Genomic DNA, 18,392 nt, shown 5'->3' on the forward strand with positions numbered 1-18,392 from the left:
GTTAAAGCAAATACAAATTTTTGTATCAAGCATGAGAGAAAGCCGGGATCGAAATTCAATCCGATCCCGGCTTTCTCTCGTGGTTTATCCAGGCAATTCCAGTCTTTTGCAGAAATCGTTTATGCTTTTCTTTTTATTTAGAATAATACTGCAATTGAATTTATGAATTTTAAAACTGCGCCAGATAATGCATATATGGTTACAAATAAGTAGAATATGTAACTGATTGTCATACAAACCTGCAGTGCTCTTGGTTCTTTAATCCCACGGTTGATGTCTTTCCTCCAAATCATCCGGGTAATAAATAATCCCGCTACGGGGGTCGCAACGCCGGTGGCCACATTGGAAAAATAAATTAATTGTACCGGAGATTTTCCATAGCTGAAGCAAATGACCGTACCTACAAAAAGAACCATCATGGAACCAAGTTTGATATTCCTTCCATCTAACGCTGTTGGCTGGTTGACACCTGCACTGAACAGTACAACGCCCCTTGCAGTATTTCCTAAAATGGCGGAAAAAGCTGAGGCAAGAAGGGCGACCCCCATAACGAGAGGAGCCGTATTTCCCAGTACAGGAACCAGCATAGCAGCCAGATCAGCAGGAGTGCTGATCGCTGCACCGGTCGGATTCATGACAATTGCACCTACCAGGATAATTGTGATACTGATAATGATTACTCCAAAAATATGTGCTGCCGCGTCGGTCATCATGACTCCATTAAACAAATCCTGCTTTTTCCATTTCTTTTCATTGCCCAGATATGTTCCGTAAATACCTGTGGTGAGAGAAGCACTGGAACCAATAAAACCTATAATTACAGGAAGGCTTCCTCGGGGAAACTTCCACTGTAAAAGTCCTCTGGCCATTTCCCCCGGTTCGGGTCCGCCGGACATGATAAGGACGACTAAAAAGGCAATTGTCATCGCACAAAGCGCAGCCATAATCCCTTTTTCTATTTTATTATAAACGTTCTTGGAAAAATAGCAGAATAGAATGGCAGCCATAATTATCATAGCCCCTGACTTCCAGTTGATTCCAAATATTAAATTCATCCCTGCACCTATGCCGGAAATATTTCCGATTGTAAAGAACATACAGGCTAAAAACGTGGCAATGCCAACAAAACCTGCGGCGGTCTTTCCGTAATAATGTCGGATCGCATGAATGGAAGGCATTCCTGTCAGCATTGACAGCCTGTAAGTTGTCAGCATGAATGTAGTTCCCATAAATAACACGGGGATCATAATCCAAAGGAGACGGTATCCGTATTGTGCTCCGATCATAGCCGATGTTGTCAGGGACCCCGGCCCAAGTACAATCCCTGCCAAAATAAACCCAGGTCCCACCTTTTTTAATAATTCCGTTACCGGAAGACGCTTGACGGTTCCTGGATCAAACCCTAATACATTATCAGCAGAAACTTCCATGTTATCATTAGACTTCTGTGCAAAACCTAAAACTCCTGCATCATTGCTTTCCATAAATAGCCTCCTTCTCATCGAATAGGATCAATCGGTAAATACTGTGAAAATAAACCAACAAAACTTGCATGCAATCGTTTGTTTTTGTTGGTTTATTTTATAACACTTTCTTAAATGTAGTCAATAATTATAAACATTCCTGCAAAATGTTGCATTTTATTGTATTTTCAACCAAATACACACAATGTCGATCCGGCTATTTGTTCTTGGGCCGGCAAAACGGATATCTTACCGCCCGCTGATTGCTATTACCGGGAGAGAATGATACAATGGAAATTATGGATTATAAAAAGTAAAGAAGTGTTTGGAGATGATAAGATGGCAGGGATCAAGGATGTGGCAAAATTAGCGGGAGTCGGCGTGGGGACTGTATCACGAGCCCTTAATAAAACAGGATATGTATCTGAGGAAACGAAGAAGAAGATCGAGCTGGCTATGAAGGAACTTCAATATACACCCAATGAGCTGGCCAGGAACCTGTATCATAAAAAGACCGGGATCATTGCGGTGCTTGTACCGGACATCGCTTATTCGTTTTTTTCCGATCTTGTCCGGGCAATCGAAAGCGATTTGTATGAATACGGGTTTAAGACAATGGTATGCAGTACCTTCAAGACCAAGAATTATGAACGGGAATACCTTGACATGCTGGACCGCCATATGGTTGACGGCATCATTACCGGCGTCCATTCCCTGGATATAGAGAATTACTTAAAGACAGACAAACCGGTTGTTTCCTTTGACCGGTATTTGGGAAAGGATATACCGGTTGTGGGAGTAAACCACTGGAAGGGGGGGACCATGGCAGCGGAGCGTCTTATTGAAGCCGGCTGTACCCATGTGATCCAGTTCCAGGGGTCCAAGGCAGTGAATTCTCCCGCCCATGACAGGCATACGGCCTTTGCCAGGCGTATGGAGAATGCTAAAATTCCCGTTATGACTTATGAGCTGGAATGGAACCGGTTTGACGCAGACTATTTTCAGCAGGTGGCGGAAGAAGTGTTTTTTAAAAATCCGGAAATAGACGGAGTTTTTGGTGCGGATTTGATGGCAGTTTCTTATATGAAGACAGCACTTACCCAGGGGAAACGGATTCCTGAGGATTTAAAGATTGTTGCTTATGACGGAACCCTGCTTACCACCAATATTTATCCGGAAGTCACAGCCATCGTCCAGCCAATCGAGACGCTGTCAAAAAAGTGTACGGAATTAATCGTAAAGAAAATTGAGGGGGGAAATGGAGAAGAAGAAGGGCTGAAGGACATCCGGATCATGGTAGATGTTTTCCTGCGGGAAGGTGGAACTACGTGAAAACAGCGGGCAAATTGGAAGTGTAGTGAATAATGCACAAATTATTTATGCATGGAACCCTTTCCATCGAATAAAAATGTACACGTTTTTACACTGCAATCTATTGACAAATGGAATTCTTTGATATAAACTAACAACAAGAGGACAGAATTCAGTAAAAAAAACAGTGGTCCTCACGAAACAGCAGCAGTTCTGCAATTGATATGCTGCAGATAATGAATGGGAACGGGGAAAACGTATGGGATTTATCTATTTTCGATAAATCCTTAAAAAAGGAACCATATGGAACGCGTTCCACATGGAGAAAACGAAAGGAGAGGTACTATGAGATTGAAGGGGTTATGGATCGGACTTGCAGCAGTGGCAGCCGCCTCCTGTTTAGCGGCCTGCAGCGGCGGAAGTTCCGTCACAAAAACGGGGGATACAACGGCAGCATCAGGCACAAAGGAAACGGCCAAAACAGATGGTCCCAAGGGGGAAGAAAGCACAAAGAAAACAATGGACTCCGAATCAGGAGGAGAGACGGCGATCAAATTTGGAATTCATGTGGCAGATCCGGAGCATCAGGAGTCGGTCACATACAAAATCGTGGAGGCATTTAATGAAAAATACAAGGGGAAGTATCGGGTAGAGTTCGAGGCGGCTGAAAAATCGGCCCATGATACCAGCTTAAAGCTGAAGGCAGCAGATGGAACTCTTCCGGAAATTTTCTGGCTGGACTCCGCATCCGGCCCGGAATATGCAGAAGCCGGGTATCTGCTGGATTTATCCGGCTTTTTATCCCAATATCCGGAGGTGGACAAAGCCTTAGATACCAGCGTAAAGGAAGCATTTCAGGATAAAATCCAGTATGGACTGCCTTATCAGTGCAATGTGGAGGGCTTTTTCTATAATAAGGAAGCGTTCAAAAAGGCTGGAGTACAGGAACCGGTCAATGGAACCACCTATGAGGAACTGCTTGAGATGATCCCGAAATTCCAGGCCGCCGGCATCACTCCCGTAGCTCAGGGAAGTACGGATGCCTATGCGGTTTGGGGATTTTTGGCAGCCATGGACCGGTACGGATACTCCGATTATATCCACGATATTCTGGACGGAAAAGAGATGTTTTCCAACGAGAACATGATAAAGTTCTTTGAAAAATTGGAGGAGCTTGGCAAAAAAGGAGCATTTCCGTCAAATATGTCCACATTAAGCTATTTTGACGCAAAGACCAACTTTGAGGCAGGTACGGCGGCGATGCTCAATACGGGAGCGTGGGACTGTGCGGAACTGGATGAGAAGATGGGAGATCAGATAGGCTTCTGGTGGGGACCTGTTTTTTCAGACAGCAGCTTTGAACAAAAAAGAGCCATGAAGGTTCCTTCGGCACCCATCTGCGTGAGTGCTAAGGTGGCAGAGGATGAGAAAATCGAGAAGGCGGTATATACATTCCTGGAATTCTATTACAGTAAGGACGCGGCAAAGATATCCTATGAAGGCTCTGTGTTCCCCGCAACCAACTATACCGGAATCGAAGCAGCCGACGGACAGTATGCGTTAAAGGCTGTTATGAATGCCATGAAGGATAACTGGGAAAGCCCGGCGGTACAGCCGGATCAGATCCTTTCTTCCGCCGTACAGACGCAGCTTTACGATTCCATGCTTGGCGTCATGCTTGGTAACTATACGCCGACGGAGGCACTTGATAAGCTGGATAAGCAGCTGTCCTATGAATAAGGGACTTTTCTTTAAAGGAAAGGGGAACCATACATGCACTGGTTAAGTAAAAAAAGGTATGTGGCGGGGCTTATGCTCCCCACAATCCTTGTTTATATCTTATATATCATTGCTCCCATTATGGTTGCAATCGGCTACAGCTTCACCAAATACTCCGGGATAGGCCGGGCAAAGTTGATCGGCTTTTCCAATTATAACCGGCTTTTTTCGGACGAGACCTTTTGGCTTTCCCTTAAAAATACGGTCATAATCCTGGCGGTTGATTTCCTGCTTCTTTTGATTCTGGCGTTTCTTACCGCGCTGCTGTTAAATAATAACTTAAAATTCAACGGTCTTTCCAAGGCGCTGATATTCTCACCGGCGATTATTGCACCTATTATTGTGGGGATTATCTGGGTCTATATCCTGGACCCGGAGGTGGGAATCCTAAACAACCTGCTGGAGGCCATAGGGCTTTCCGCTCTGAAACAGAAGTGGATCGGCGGGGCGCATTTGACACCGTTTTCCATTGCGGTCATCTATTTCTGGCAGCAGCTGGGGTATATTGTTACCATTTATGTGGCCGGCTTAAAGATGGTACCTGAGGAAGTTTTGGAGGCTGCCAGAATTGACGGGGCATCGGCGGTACAAAAGGTTTTATACGTCATCATTCCCATGATGAGATCGACCATATCTTCCGTAGCCATTCTGGTCATTACCGGGGTTTTCAAGATATTTGAAATCGTACAGCAGACCACCAACGGCGGTCCCAACCATCTGTCTGAGACCTTGGTGACCTACAGCTATGCGACCACGTTTAAAAATGCAGAATACGGCTATGGCATGTCCCTGGCAACGGTGACCTTTATTTTCTGCCTGTTTGTTGTGGCTGTCTATCAGCTTGTCTTCAGGGAAAGAAAGGAGTGAGGAAACAATGGGAAGTAAAAAGAAACTGGCAGTCATGTATCTTTTGATGGCTGTGATTACCGTGATCGTTGTATTTCCTTTCGCCTGGATGTTTTTGCTCTCCATGAAAACAAACCAGGAGATCATGCTTACCCCCCTGTCCATGCCGGATTCCTTTAATCTGACGAATTTTGTGAATGCAATGCAGATTTTAGATTATGGAAAACTGTATTCCAACACCTTATTAATCTGCGTCATTTCGATCCTGCTGGAGCTTGTTATTACGTTTCTCAGTTCGTTCGTGCTGGCACGCATGGAGTTTAACAGTAAGCTAAAGACCGCACTTTACAGTTTTTTGATTATGGGGCTTGCGATCTCTCCTTTTATCCTGCTGTTTCCGGTATATAAAATAAACCTGCTTTTTGGGTTAAAGGGGAAAGCCGGGCTGATTTTGCCCTATGTGGCAAGCTCCATTTCATTTAATACCCTTTTATTCGTGGGATACTTAAAGGCTCTTCCGAAAGAAATCGACGAGGCAGCCATTGTAGATGGGACCAATCTCTGGCAGCTCATTGGAACGATTATCATTCCCATGGCAAAGCCGGTCATTGCCACCGTGGTTATTTTCAATGTACTTTATATCTGGAATGAATATCCCTTTGCATCCGTTATGCTGCGGGAGGCAAAGGATTATACCCTGGCTATGGGAATATCCTTTTTCAAAGGGAAATATTCTGTGGATTATGGAGGAATTATCGCTTCCAGTATTATGATTATCATACCAGAGCTGATTTTCTATGGCCTGTTTCAAAAAAATATTGTAGATGGTATGACGGCTGGTGCCGTGAAAGGATAAGGAGGATAAAAAGATGGATCATGTATCAGGAATGTTTCAAAATTTAACAAAGGTAACCCATGCAAGGAGCGCAAGGCTTTCCAGCTGGGACCATAGCGGACGCAATCAGGATTACTGGGAAATACCTGCAGGAGAGAGCATCACCTTGGGGGAGATCGAAGGCCCGGCCTGTATCACCCATATCTGGATGACTTCCTCCTGCCGGAAGGTAAAAGAGCCGGGGCTTCTGGACCCGGAGATGCAGGCGAAGGCCGCCCCTGTTATGGAAATCCATCCCGCTCTGGGCGTTATATGGGATGCCTATGACCCCTTTTATTACAGAAAGGCGCTGATCAGGATCACCTGGGATGATCAGGATACGCCCAGTGTGCTTGCTCCCTTGGGAGATTTCTTCTGTATCGGCAACAGCTATCCGGGGAATTTCACCTCCCTGCCGTTCAATGTCTCCTTAAAGCCGGAGGAGGCCGGAAAGTACGGAGCCCCCTGTTCGGTTTCCTGTTACTTCCCGATGCCATTTAATAAGAAGGCGAAGATCGAGATCGTCAATGAAAACGAGCTTCCGTTTATTCTGTATTTCTATATCGATTACGAGCTGTATCAGGAACCTATGGCTGAGGAAACCGCTTATTTCCATGCGTCATGGCACAGGGAATGTCCATGTGACGGCTGGGGACCAGATCTGCAGACCAATTCTCCAGAGGTCAATTCTGTTTCCAATTTAGATGGTGAAGGAAACTATGTGGTGCTGGAAGCGGAGGGCACGGGCCATTATGTGGGCTGTAATTTAAGCGTGAAGCACTACCAGGGAAGCTGGTGGGGAGAAGGCGACGACATGTTTTTCATTGATGGGGAGAAGATGCCCAGTATCAATGGTACCGGAACTGAGGATTACTTTAACCACGCCTGGGGAATGCAGAGAAACCATGGGCCGTTCTTTGGAACCATCCTCCATGAAGGGGACAATACGGAAGGAATCCATACAGCCTACCGGTTCCATATTACAGATCCGGTACGGTTTGAAAAAAGCATTAAGGTGACCATCGAACATGGGCATGCCAATCATTTATCCGATGATTGGAGCACGACGGCATACTGGTATCAGACCATGCCGACCCGGAAGCCCCTCACCATACTTCCGGTGGAAAAGAGAATCCCGGTTACAGCCTCCCTTCCTGCCATTGAGCAGCCCAAAGTGGAATTAAATGAGGAGATGAAGGCGGCCAGAGCAGCCTATGAAACGCGCTGGGAGGAATATGCTCCCAAGCGGGAAGAACAGTTCAGAATCAAAGAAAGCAAATGCAGAAAAGATTCTGCGGAAAATACGGAATTTGCAAAGAAACTGCGGGATCGTTACCGCTGACAGAAAAGGAGCACATATGTCAAAGTCACATCACCTTGAAAATATTAAGAAAGCCCAGAAAGAAATAAATGCCAAAAAAGCCCTTATGAAGAATGCTCTCATGCGGCAGAGGTATCATTTCATGGCGGAGGAGGGCTGGTTAAATGACCCTAACGGCCTGATTTTTTTCCGTGGCAAGTACCATTTTTTTTACCAGTATAATCCGTATGATTCGTTCTGGGGTTCCATGCACTGGGGCCATGCCGTAAGTGATGATCTGCTTCACTGGGACTATCTGCCTGTCGCGCTGGCGCCAAGCGAACCCTATGACGATCATAAAGAGGGAGGCTGCTTTTCCGGCAGTGCCATAGAACATGATGGAAAGTTGTTCCTGATTTATACGGGTACAGCCAATTATGGAGACGGATTTGTCCAGACCCAGTGCGTGGCATACAGCGAGGATGGAATCCATTTTGAAAAATACGAAAAAAATCCGGTAATTACCGCTCCCAAGGGCTTTGATCCGGCAAATTTCCGGGACCCCAAGGTATGGGAGCATGAGGGAAGGTTCTATCTTGTGTGCGGAGCCAAGAAGGATGACTTAGCAAAGGCATTGCTGTACCGCTCAGACAATCTGCTGGAATGGGAGTTTGTCAATGTAATGGCGGAAAGCAGGGGCGAGCTTGGTAATATGTTTGAATGTCCTGATTTCTTTCCTATAGAAGATAAATATGTGCTGATGTTTTCTCCCATGGGACTAAACGAGCGTACCTGTGTGTATCTGGTGGGCGATATGGATTATAAGACCGGAACGTTCTACCATACCGTTATGGGAGAGATTGACTGGGGCTTTGATTACTATGCCCCCCAGTCATTTCTCGATGCGAAAGGCCGGCGCCTGATTGTGGGCTGGGCCAATGCGTGGGACTGGATGCCGTTCTGGAAGGACTGGGGCCCTACCTATAAGGAACATTGGTGCGGTTCCTTTGCCATTCCAAGACAGGTGCGTCTGATGCCGGATAACACCCTGCAGTTTCTTCCGGTGGAGGAGCTTAAAAGCCTGCGGACGGAGGAAAATGTCCGTTATAACGTAGAGGTGGAAGATGGGCCGGTGGATGTGTCGGCTGGCGACGGAGTGGCTTTTGAATGCCGTCTTGTGCTGGATCTGGAACGGACGACGGCAGAAACCGTGGTGCTTGAGCTTCGGAGCGACGGAAAGTTCAAGAGTGTGGTGTGCCTGGATTTAAAACATGGGCAGATGACCTTTGACAGAAACCAAGGTGACGGCTGGAGCCGGGGACAGACGAAAAGTCCTTTAAAGCTTTTGGATAAAAAACTGCTGGATATCCACTTCTTTTCCGACCAAAGCTCCATTGAGGTGTTCAGCAGCCAATATCAGACCAATCATTCCTGCAATGTATTTGCTTCAAATGACCAGAACAAAAATACGGTCCGCGCTTTTGGGGGAAGGGCGTATTTTACCAGTATTATTTCCTATGGGATGGAGCGTGCAATTGATTGAGGGGGAAGGCTTTTAAGTGAGGAGGAAAGACATGAAAGAGCAGTATGATGTGGTAGCGCTTGGTGAGCTGCTGATTGATTTTACGGAAAATGGACAGAGCGGGCAGGGGAACCAGCTCTTTGAAGCAAATCCCGGAGGCGCTCCCTGCAATGTGCTGGCCATGCTGAATAAACTGGGATACCGGACGGCATTTATCGGCAAGGTGGGAAAGGATTTTTTTGGGGAGAAATTAAAGGATACCCTGGAACAGCAGGGCATTGATGCCAGAAATTTGATTTTGGACCCGGAGGTCCATACGACCCTTGCCATGGTCCATACGCTGGAGGATGGAGACCGGGAATTTTCCTTTTACCGCAATCCGGGAGCGGATATGATGCTGAGACGGGAAGAGATCCGGACGGATCTTTTAAAGAATACCCGGATCTTTCATTTTGGAACGCTGTCCATGACTCATGAGCAGGTAAGGGAAGCGACGAAATACGCGGTTGCAACAGCGGCCAGATACGGTGCGATGATATCCTTTGACCCAAACCTGCGGCCGCCCTTATGGAATTCCATGGAGGAGGCCAGAGAACAGGTAAACTATGGCCTTTCAAAGTGCCAGATATTAAAAATCTCAGACAATGAAATACAGTGGCTGACCGGAGAAGAGGACTATGACCGGGGAGTGGAAAAAATCAGGAGCCAGTACGATATTCCTCTGATTTTAGTTTCCATGGGAAAATGGGGGAGCAAAGCCTACTATGAGGATATGACCGTGGAGGCAGAGCCTTTTCTCATGCCGGATACCATAGAGACCACAGGAGCGGGAGATACCTTTTGTGCATGTGTTCTGCATTATGTGCTGCTTCACGGTTTGGGGGGACTGACCAAATCCAATATTGGGGAAATGCTCCACTTTGCCAATGCCGCCGCCGCACTTGTAACGACCAGAAAAGGCGCCTTAAAGGTCATGCCGGAGCGGTTGGAAATTGAAAAACTGATTTCACAGCATGGTTTACTGCAGAAAAAAAGTTAGAGACAGGCAACCTTTATCTATCAGTTAATAGCGTTACAATCTTTCTGTTTTAAAAATTTTCTGTTTACTTATAAAAAATATAATTATATAATGAAATATGTAGTAAATAAAGATTTTTTTAATAAGAGGGAGGATGTATGATAAAAGATATGATTCAAAAGGCGGCCGCTGTTTCGGCATTGTTTGTATTTGCATGGTTTTGTCTGGGAAGTCAGGTGGTTCACGCAGAACCGGCTTCTGAGTACCAATCTGCGTATACAAAGGGAACCTTAGACAGGAACGCATTTGTACATCCGGGGATAATAAACAATGCGCAGGAATTGGCCTGGATGAAGCAGTATGCGACAGGAAACGGAGCAAAAGAACCTTGGAAATCAGCGTTTCCGGAGCTGAAAGCACTTGTTCAATCCTATTATGACCGGTCAAGCGGTCAATATATTGATTTTTCTAAGATGGGTACCACCCAGATCACCCGCGCAAACAGCGGCGGTTTTAATGATATGAGGATTAATGCATCAAAGGCATATAATCTGAGTGTGTATTATCATATCACTGGGGATGAGACCTATGCAAAAACCGCAAGGGACATTATGATGCATTATTCCAATCAGTTTGAGGGAATCGGAAGCTTAAAAGACGGTGGCTTATATGACTGTACGGTGATTTCAGGGGTCATAGCACAGAAGTTCTGCAGTGCTGCGGAAATCTTGATTTATGATAAGTATAGCGGCTGGGGAAATAAAGAAACCAAAGCTCTGATTGATATGTTTAATAAAGACAGCGGAGCGGATGTGATCTGCAGTATGGCAAGGTTGCTGGATTGGAGAAATGATGTTGACGGTCTCATGTCAAAGTACGATATGGATAACCTTGCACATGGACATGCTGCGTTTACGGACTTTGGGGCATTGTCCTATGCGGTATTTGCAGGTGACAAAAATCTTTATGAAAAGACCGTCAAGAGTATCACTGCCTCCGTTTCCCCTGACCATACAGAAGGCGGGGCCTCATGGCAAAGAAAGCCCAAGGTAAAGGGGACGGGAGGGTCCCTGACTTATATAATCAATCCTGTGACCGGACAGAATAAAGAGAGCGACCGGGATATGGTTCATGCCATTGTACTTACTTCCTCTCTTGTAACCTCCGCCAAGATTGCGGATAACCAGGGAGATAACAGTATTTTTGAAAGTCATGACAGGCTGTTGTTAAAGAATGTTGAGTTTATGGCAAAATACAATTTAGGGTATGATGTTTCCTATACCAATACATATCCCTGGGAACATCATACTAAGGCAATCACCACATTTAACCGGGGGTACGGATTGCTGGAGGATCCCATGTTTGAAGCTGCATACAATTACTACCGGTATAATAACTCAGGTGCACAGGGAAATGATACTTATCTGGAGCAGCTGGTCAATAACAGAACCATTCTGCCGGAACCTATTTCAGAGGATGTAACGGGAATGGGGACGCTGTTGTATTCCAATCCGGCGAGGACAGAAGTGTATCATCGTTTACCGGAGAAAAAGAAGAATCCTAAAAACACCATATTGGCAGATCAAGTATTCGCATTGGTTTCCAATGCCTCTGTAAAAGGAGACGGCCGTGTGGCTGTAAAAGGGAAAAAAGGAATTATTTCCTATCCAACGCCCGATTGGCAGCAGGATGGCAAAGCGACAAAGGAGATTGGAATCAAATATTCCAGTACGACAAAAGGATATGTGGAAATTCGGCTGCAGAGTGTGGATGGAACCAGATACGGCCAGTATTTGACATCGGATATTGAGGCAGGAAATACCGGAAGCCTCTTAGCCAGAATTGATTTGCAGAATACGAATGGTGTACAGGCAGAAGCCAAAGGACTGATTTTTAATAAGAACGGAAATACCGGAGGTGAATTGGTGAATAATGGGAACAAACATATGCTGTTTGTTGTATTTTATCCGGAAAATCCCAATGGCCAGGTGGAGTACAGCCAGCTGCTGCTGAGACCTTAACAGAATATTGGTGATTTTATATGGACCGACAGTGTGAAAATTTGCTGTCGGTCCATATTTATATATCATCCAGCCCTCATAAGGCAGAATCAGGACCAGTAGCTGTGCAATTTGTTAAAAAATATACTTTATAATTAAATAATGCAGTTTCTTTTCCTGTATACCTCTGGTATTTTTTAATGGAAGAAATAAAAATATTCAGAAGCTGGAGGAAGGTGCATGGATTTTTATGTAAATAAATATGGTGCTGTGGCAGACGGAAAAACGGAGGACACAAAACCCATTCAGGAGGCTACTGACAGATGCCACCGGGATGGCGGCGGAAGAGTGATATTGGCTGATAGAGAGCCATATATCATAGAACATTGTAAAGTAATAAAACAGGAGATGAGGAGTGTGGTAGAATGAAAAAAGTAGCGGAAGGAATATGGAAGATCACATATGAGACTCCGGAGCAGTTTACTCCGGTTTCCATGAGAGAGCATAAGATTGCCGAAGAGGAACTGGAACGTATGGGAAGAGAGGAGGGCAAGGAGCCGGCAGTCCTGCCGCTTTCGGAGAACGATATCTCCTTTGCCAAGTCTGCAAGAGGAATTACGGTCACCCTTCCCATGAAAACCGATGAGGATATCTTTGGATTTGGCCTCCAGCTTTTGAGTCTGAATGCGGCTGGACGGAGGCGGTATATTAAGGTGAATTCCGATCCTAAGATGGATACGGGAGAGAGCCATGCACCGGTTCCCTTTTATATTTCTACGGCTGGATACGGGCTGTTTGTGGATACCTACCGTTATACTTCCTTTTATATGGGTACGAATACGGAACGGGGCATATCTTCCGGGAAAAAAGAGGTCAATATGCCTCATAAGGAATTCAGTGAATCTGCACTGTACGCATTCAAGCGTGCAAAAGAGGAACGGAAGGTGATTATTGAGATCCCGGCGGCTGAGGGGATCGAGCTGTATCTGTTTGCTGGCAATGTAAAGGAAGTCGTCAGACGGTATAATCTGTTTTCAGGAGGCGGATGCCTGCCGCCGATGTGGGGACTTGGCATGTGGTACCGGGTCTATGGCGGAAGCGATGAAAACCATGTAAAGCGGCTGGCGGATGAATTCCGGGAGGACAGGCTGCCGGTTGACGTGATCGGTTTAGAGCCGGGCTGGCATTCCCATTCCTATTCCTGCACGTATGAATGGAGCTATTTGTTCCCCAACCACCAAAGGATGACAGAGGAACTGAAGGATGAAGGGTATCATATCAATCTTTGGGAACATATTTTTGTTTATCCGGCGGCTCCCTTTTATGAGGATTTGCTTCCAAACAGCGGGGATTACGAGGTATGGAACGGCCTGGTGCCGGATTTTGCCACGGAGAAGGCAAAAAACGTGTTCGGAGAGTGGCATGAGGAACAGTTTATTAAGAAGGGAATCACTGGATTTAAGCTGGATGAGTGTGATAATTCTGATTTTAATCCCTCCAACTGGTCTTTTCCCGATTCCACCGTATTTCCTTCCGGCATGGACGGAGAGCAGATGCACAGTGCCGTGGGGATGCTGTATCAAAACCTGATTTTTCAATCCTTCAAAAACCAGGATGTACGGACCCTGTCTCAGGTACGCTCCTCCGGAGCGTTAGCGGCCCCCCTTCCATTTGTCCTGTACTCGGACTTATACGGCCATAAGGAGTTTATCCGGGGAATGGTGACTTCTTCCTTTTCCGGTTTATTATGGGCACCAGAGGTGAGAGACTGTGCAAACGGAACGGATCTGCTTAGAAGGGTGGAGACCATCGTCTTTTCTCCCCAGGCACTGTTAAACTGCTGGCGGATTCCCAATCCGCCATGGAAGCAGGTGAATATTGAAAAGAATTTAGACAACGAGCTGATGGAGGACAGGGAATATTACACAGATGCGTGCAGAAGACTGTTTGAACTGCGTATGTCCTTGCTTCCTTATCTCTACAGCGCGTTTGTGGAATATCATGAGAAGGGGATTCCGCCGGTCAGGGCCATGGCCATTGATGTGCCGGAGGACATAGAGGCCCGAAATATTGATGACCAGTATTTCTTCGGAAAAGACTTACTGGTTTGCCCTCTGACGTTGGAGGATGGAAATGAGAGGATGGTCTATCTTCCAGCCGGAAGGTGGCACGATTTCTTTCGGGATAGGGTTTACGAAGGCGGCCAGTGGATGAAGGTAACGGCAGAAGCGGATGAGATTCCGGTTTTTGTGAGAGACAACAGTCTGGTGGTGCTGGCAAAGCCGGTTCTCTTTGTGGGAGAAAAACCGGTGTTTGAGATGGAGATACGGTCTTATGGAGAGGGAGAAGCGGAGTTTACCTTATACGAGGATGATTTTACTTCTTTCCAATACGAGAAACAGGGAATCGGCCGTGTGGTGGTACGGCGTGACCGGGAAGGGAATCTTACGGTTCCTGGTCATAAGGAAAGCAGCCAATACCGGTTTTTGAATATCTGCTCATAGCTGGAAGGCCGCCGGGCTGTAGAATTATCCGGCGGCCTTCGTTTATGGAAGGGGTATAAAAAGTGAAGAGCCGTCGGTTTCTTCATTTTTTGAAATTGTTTTTTCCAGAATATTTTGTTTAAATGAAACCAGGGGCTGGTGCGGGGACGCAGGCAGTCTCCAAGAAAGAACCTTGGAAAAAAATGAGAAGAGAATGGGAAGGAGTTTGGCTTAATGAAAAAGCGGACATTGAAAGCGGCAGCGGTTTTTCTGACTGCAGCAATGGTTTCTGCCATGACCGCGGGCTGTACTGGAAGCGGAGATGGCAATGGGGAAAAAAGTGCGTCGGGCGGAGACAATACGATCAACATATTGTTTAACGGTGCCAAGGAAAAAGGCTGGGATGAAATATATGCCAAATACTTGGAGGAGACAAAGGACACTCTGGGGGTCGAATTGAATATTACCTGGGTGGAACCGGCGGACTATAAGGAAAAACTGAATTTGATTATGATGGGAGGCGATGACTACGATCTGGTATTTGATGCACCCTGGTGTCATTTAAGGGATTTGGCGGCAGATCATTACTATGCGGACTTGTCCTCTTATTTTAACAATGATGAATATCCGGGACTGAAAAAGGCGTTTTCCAAACAGGTAATGGAAAATAATAAATGGTATGGTTCCCAGTGTTACATCCCTCTGATGCGTACTTACGGTACGGGAATCCCGGTGGTTCATTATCGGAAGGACTGGGCGAAGAAATGGGGAATCGGAACAGACGGACAAATAGAAAGCATGGAGGATTTGACCGCTTATTGGGAGAAAGCAAAGGAAAACAAGATCCTGCCGCTTTCCGTTATGGATTCCAGAGGCTTTTATGAGCTGCTGTCTAACGAACAGGATATGACAAAGGCAGGCATTCAGATGTTTAAAGCCGCAAATTTAACAATTTATGTATACATTAAAGACAATAAGGTGCAGGCAATGGCTGCGGAAGGCGCGGGAGATGAGGCGTTTAAGAACTTCCCAGAACCATTTAATTATGATTTCGGTGCAAAACGGTATGATGAATTTGCAAAATGGCAGAAAGCCGGATACATCAGCGCTGATTCCATGACAATCAAGGAGGCGGACACTCCGTTTTATGCAGGGGATGCAGCTTCAGAAATAGGAACCCTTGATGATACCACCAAGATCGTGACCAACTTAAAGCAGTATTCTCCGGAGGCAGAGTACGGATTTTTCGTTTATGTAGACCGGGTACGCAATATGCAGGATGGTGCAATTACCACCACATTTACAGCCAACAACGGGCTTAGTATACCGGCAAGCTCCAAAAAGATTGACAAGACCATGAAATTCCTTGACTGGATGTTTGGAGATGCCGCAAATCACGATTTGTTTGAACTGGGAATAGAAGGAACTGACTGGAAGCCGGTTGGAGAAGACCAGTATCAGTCGATTTCCACCTATCCCGACAATTTCCATGGATATGCCTTTACCTGGAACCCGAATTATGTTAGATTTTCGGATACTCTGCCAAAGGACGCTTTAAAATACAGGGTATGGGAGTTAAAGGAATCCAGTTTCCAGGCGGCACCTGTAAGCGGCTTTAACTTCAACACCTCAGATGTGGAGCTGTCTACAACGGTCGCACAGGTAAAGACTATAACAGACCGTATCACCACCATCAAGCTCCATGGTATATTAAATGACGGGACAAAGGAATACGCCTCAGCAAAGGAAATGCTGAAGAGTAACACCGATGAAGCCATGAAAAACGGCGGTGAAGAAATCTTTAAAGCCCTGGAAACTCAGATCAATGAGTTTTTAAGCGAAAAAGCAAAACAGTAAGACAAGAAAAAGAAAGACAAAAAAAGGGAACTGCCCGCCATACGAGAAACAGACGCGTTGCTGTTGTTGTATGACGGGCAGTTCTTCTTCAAAGTAACCGCTCATGATTTTCCTTCGCGTTTTATGGGACTGCCTGGAAGAAATGTTCCGCCGGGCACATACTTTTTAAAGATCCGGTTTAACAGATAAGCCTGGAAAAATACAGGGAGAGCCGGGCCGAAGATGATCAGGGGCAAAAAGCGGAACAATATGACCAGCGGCAGAAGAAGATTTAAAATCACCAGGCAGAAGGACCAGTGGGGGTTTTTGTTGACAAGGCCAAGAGCTGCCTGGAAGGTTCCGGGAACCGAGTTTTCAAACTGTGCCGTCAGGGGCAATAAATAGACGGCGGCAAAGGAAAAAGCCAGCAAAACCCCTGCAATAAAAAAGGCCAAAAGCCTGAGCAGCAGATTCTGGCTGTTTCCCAGATAGAAAAAGTCCACAGCGCAGACCGCCGTTACTCCCACAATAAAAAAGAAGAAGAAGGTGGCTTTTTTAAAGCTGCATTTAAAGGAAGAAAAAAAGTCTCTGGTTAAGTATCCCTCTTCCTCTCTGGCAAGACGCATGGTGGTATAGTAGAGGGCGCAGGTGGAAGCCCCCGCAGTTACCAGGGGAAGGCTTGTCACCAGCCAGAGAATGTTGAGCCACAGCAGCTTTAAGAGCTTTACGAGAAACTGGGTCAGCGGATTGTTGTATGAAAAAATAGAGTGGCTGTTCAATAAATAACCTCCTTTCGAGTTGGTATTTCAGGGTTTTATTATATTATGCAGCAACGACGGAAACAAGCGGTTCATTAACATTCATAGCCCTATCGTTAAAAAACAGATTGCAGGCTTTTACTTCCATTCATAACGAATGAACGGTTCTTTAACATTTTGGATTTTATTTGGACGGCGGAATTGATACTCTGTGATTAGCCGGTTTGCATGTTCTCCGGACTGAGTTGCCGGCAATATAAAAATGAAGAAATGGAGATGAAATGATGTTTAAAAACTTACGTTTTGACATGAAACGCAACAAATTTCTTGTATTCCTCTGTGTGCCGGCTGTCATCTGGTTCTGCATCTTTGCCTACGCACCCTTATGCGGGCTTGTGGTAGCATTCCAGAAATATAGTCCTGCAAGAGGAATTTGGGGAAGTGAATTCGTAGGACTGAAAAATTTCAAATTTTTCTTTGGGTCCCAGTCCTTTTTCCAGGTTACATTTAACACCCTGTTTTTAAATGCTCTTTTTATCATCGCAACGATGGTAAGCTCGATCCTCATTGCCCTGGCAATTTCCGAGGTGTCAAACAGGTGGTTTAAGAAGGTGTCCCAGTCCGTGATCCTTCTGCCCCATTTTATTTCCTGGACGGTGGTAGCACTTTTGATGGAAGCGTTTATAAAGACCGACGGGGGAATTGTCAATAAGCTGCTCCTCTCCCTTGGGCTTGACGTGATTCCGTTTTACCAAAGTCCCAAGGTTTGGCCGTTTCTGCTCACCCTTCTTAGGGTCTGGCAGGGGGCTGGCTACGGTTCCATCGTCTATCTGGCAGCCATTACCGGGCTTGATCAGGAGATGTACGAGGCAGCAAGAGTGGATGGGGCCTCCAGGTTTCAGAGAATCCGTTACTTGACACTTCCGCTCCTGAAGACAACGGCTATTCTGCTGTTCATCATGAGTGTAGGAAAGATATTTAACGGTGATTTCGGCATGATTTATACTCTGGTGGGAAATAATTCTGTTCTTTATCCGACCACGGATGTTATTGATACCTATGTATACCGGCAGCTGGTAGAGGCAAATAACATGGGAATGTCCTCTGCTGTTGGATTGTATCAGTCCATTATGGGCTTTATTATGGTCATGATTACAAACTATATTACGAAAAAGGCAGATCCGGAATCTGCATTGTTTTAA

The 18,392-nt window shown here is 45.8% G+C and carries 14 protein-coding genes; 12 read left to right on the forward strand and 2 right to left on the reverse strand.

Annotation, left to right across the window (positions count from 1 at the left end):
• Positions 1-137: 137 nt before the first annotated feature.
• Complete coding sequence (locus VIG27_RS05895; RefSeq protein WP_394525990.1) at positions 138-1,484, reverse strand: Nramp family divalent metal transporter; 1,347 nt, start codon at positions 1,482-1,484, stop codon at positions 138-140.
• A 261-nt stretch (positions 1,485-1,745) separates the two neighbouring features.
• Between VIG27_RS05895 and VIG27_RS05900 the strand changes: the two genes are divergently transcribed.
• From VIG27_RS05900 to VIG27_RS05950, 11 genes are all read left to right on the forward strand, one after another.
• Positions 1,746-2,795: a LacI family DNA-binding transcriptional regulator gene (locus tag VIG27_RS05900; RefSeq protein WP_394525992.1), complete on the forward strand. Its 1,050-nt coding sequence runs from the start codon at positions 1,746-1,748 to the stop codon at positions 2,793-2,795.
• A gap of 324 nt (positions 2,796-3,119) precedes the next feature.
• Complete coding sequence (locus VIG27_RS05905) at positions 3,120-4,514, forward strand: ABC transporter substrate-binding protein (RefSeq protein ID WP_394525994.1); 1,395 nt, start codon at positions 3,120-3,122, stop codon at positions 4,512-4,514.
• A 33-nt stretch (positions 4,515-4,547) separates the two neighbouring features.
• Positions 4,548-5,420 carry a carbohydrate ABC transporter permease gene (locus VIG27_RS05910; protein WP_394525997.1) on the forward strand — a complete coding sequence of 291 codons (873 nt, stop codon included), beginning with the start codon at positions 4,548-4,550 and terminating at the stop codon, positions 5,418-5,420.
• 7 nt (positions 5,421-5,427) lie between these two features.
• Positions 5,428-6,255 (forward strand): carbohydrate ABC transporter permease, encoded by an 828-nt coding sequence (locus VIG27_RS05915; protein WP_394526001.1) that lies wholly within the window; start codon positions 5,428-5,430, stop codon positions 6,253-6,255.
• Between the two features lie 13 nt (positions 6,256-6,268).
• Positions 6,269-7,615, forward strand: coding sequence for a glycoside hydrolase family 172 protein (locus VIG27_RS05920; protein ID WP_394526003.1), 1,347 nt, complete (start codon positions 6,269-6,271; stop codon positions 7,613-7,615).
• Positions 7,616-7,631: 16 nt separating this feature from the next.
• Positions 7,632-9,116, forward strand: coding sequence for a glycoside hydrolase family 32 protein (locus VIG27_RS05925; RefSeq protein ID WP_394526006.1), 1,485 nt, complete (start codon positions 7,632-7,634; stop codon positions 9,114-9,116).
• 31 nt (positions 9,117-9,147) lie between these two features.
• Complete coding sequence (locus tag VIG27_RS05930; protein ID WP_394526008.1) at positions 9,148-10,134, forward strand: carbohydrate kinase family protein; 987 nt, start codon at positions 9,148-9,150, stop codon at positions 10,132-10,134.
• A gap of 137 nt (positions 10,135-10,271) precedes the next feature.
• Positions 10,272-12,134: a hypothetical protein gene (locus VIG27_RS05935; RefSeq protein WP_394526010.1), complete on the forward strand. Its 1,863-nt coding sequence runs from the start codon at positions 10,272-10,274 to the stop codon at positions 12,132-12,134.
• A gap of 219 nt (positions 12,135-12,353) precedes the next feature.
• Positions 12,354-12,542 carry a hypothetical protein gene (locus VIG27_RS05940; RefSeq protein WP_394526012.1) on the forward strand — a complete coding sequence of 63 codons (189 nt, stop codon included), beginning with the start codon at positions 12,354-12,356 and terminating at the stop codon, positions 12,540-12,542.
• Positions 12,539-14,617 (forward strand): TIM-barrel domain-containing protein, encoded by a 2,079-nt coding sequence (locus tag VIG27_RS05945; protein WP_394526014.1) that lies wholly within the window; start codon positions 12,539-12,541, stop codon positions 14,615-14,617. The genes VIG27_RS05940 and VIG27_RS05945 overlap by 4 nt, the downstream gene beginning before the upstream one ends.
• Positions 14,618-14,830: 213 nt before the next feature.
• Entirely contained in the window at positions 14,831-16,453 is a 1,623-nt protein-coding gene (locus VIG27_RS05950) for an extracellular solute-binding protein (protein ID WP_394526018.1), read from the forward strand.
• A 101-nt stretch (positions 16,454-16,554) separates the two neighbouring features.
• Here VIG27_RS05950 and VIG27_RS05955 read toward each other — a convergent pair whose 3' ends face one another.
• Entirely contained in the window at positions 16,555-17,211 is a 657-nt protein-coding gene (locus VIG27_RS05955) for a YesL family protein (RefSeq protein ID WP_394526021.1), read from the reverse strand.
• Between the two features lie 260 nt (positions 17,212-17,471).
• Here VIG27_RS05955 and VIG27_RS05960 point away from each other — a divergent pair, with 260 nt between their 5' ends.
• A complete protein-coding gene (locus VIG27_RS05960; protein WP_394526023.1) occupies positions 17,472-18,392 on the forward strand; it encodes an ABC transporter permease in 921 nt (306 codons plus the stop codon).

It is taken from the genome of Lacrimispora sinapis, from assembly GCF_043633585.1.
In the GTDB taxonomy this organism is placed as follows: Bacteria; Bacillota; Clostridia; order Lachnospirales; family Lachnospiraceae; genus Lacrimispora; species Lacrimispora sinapis.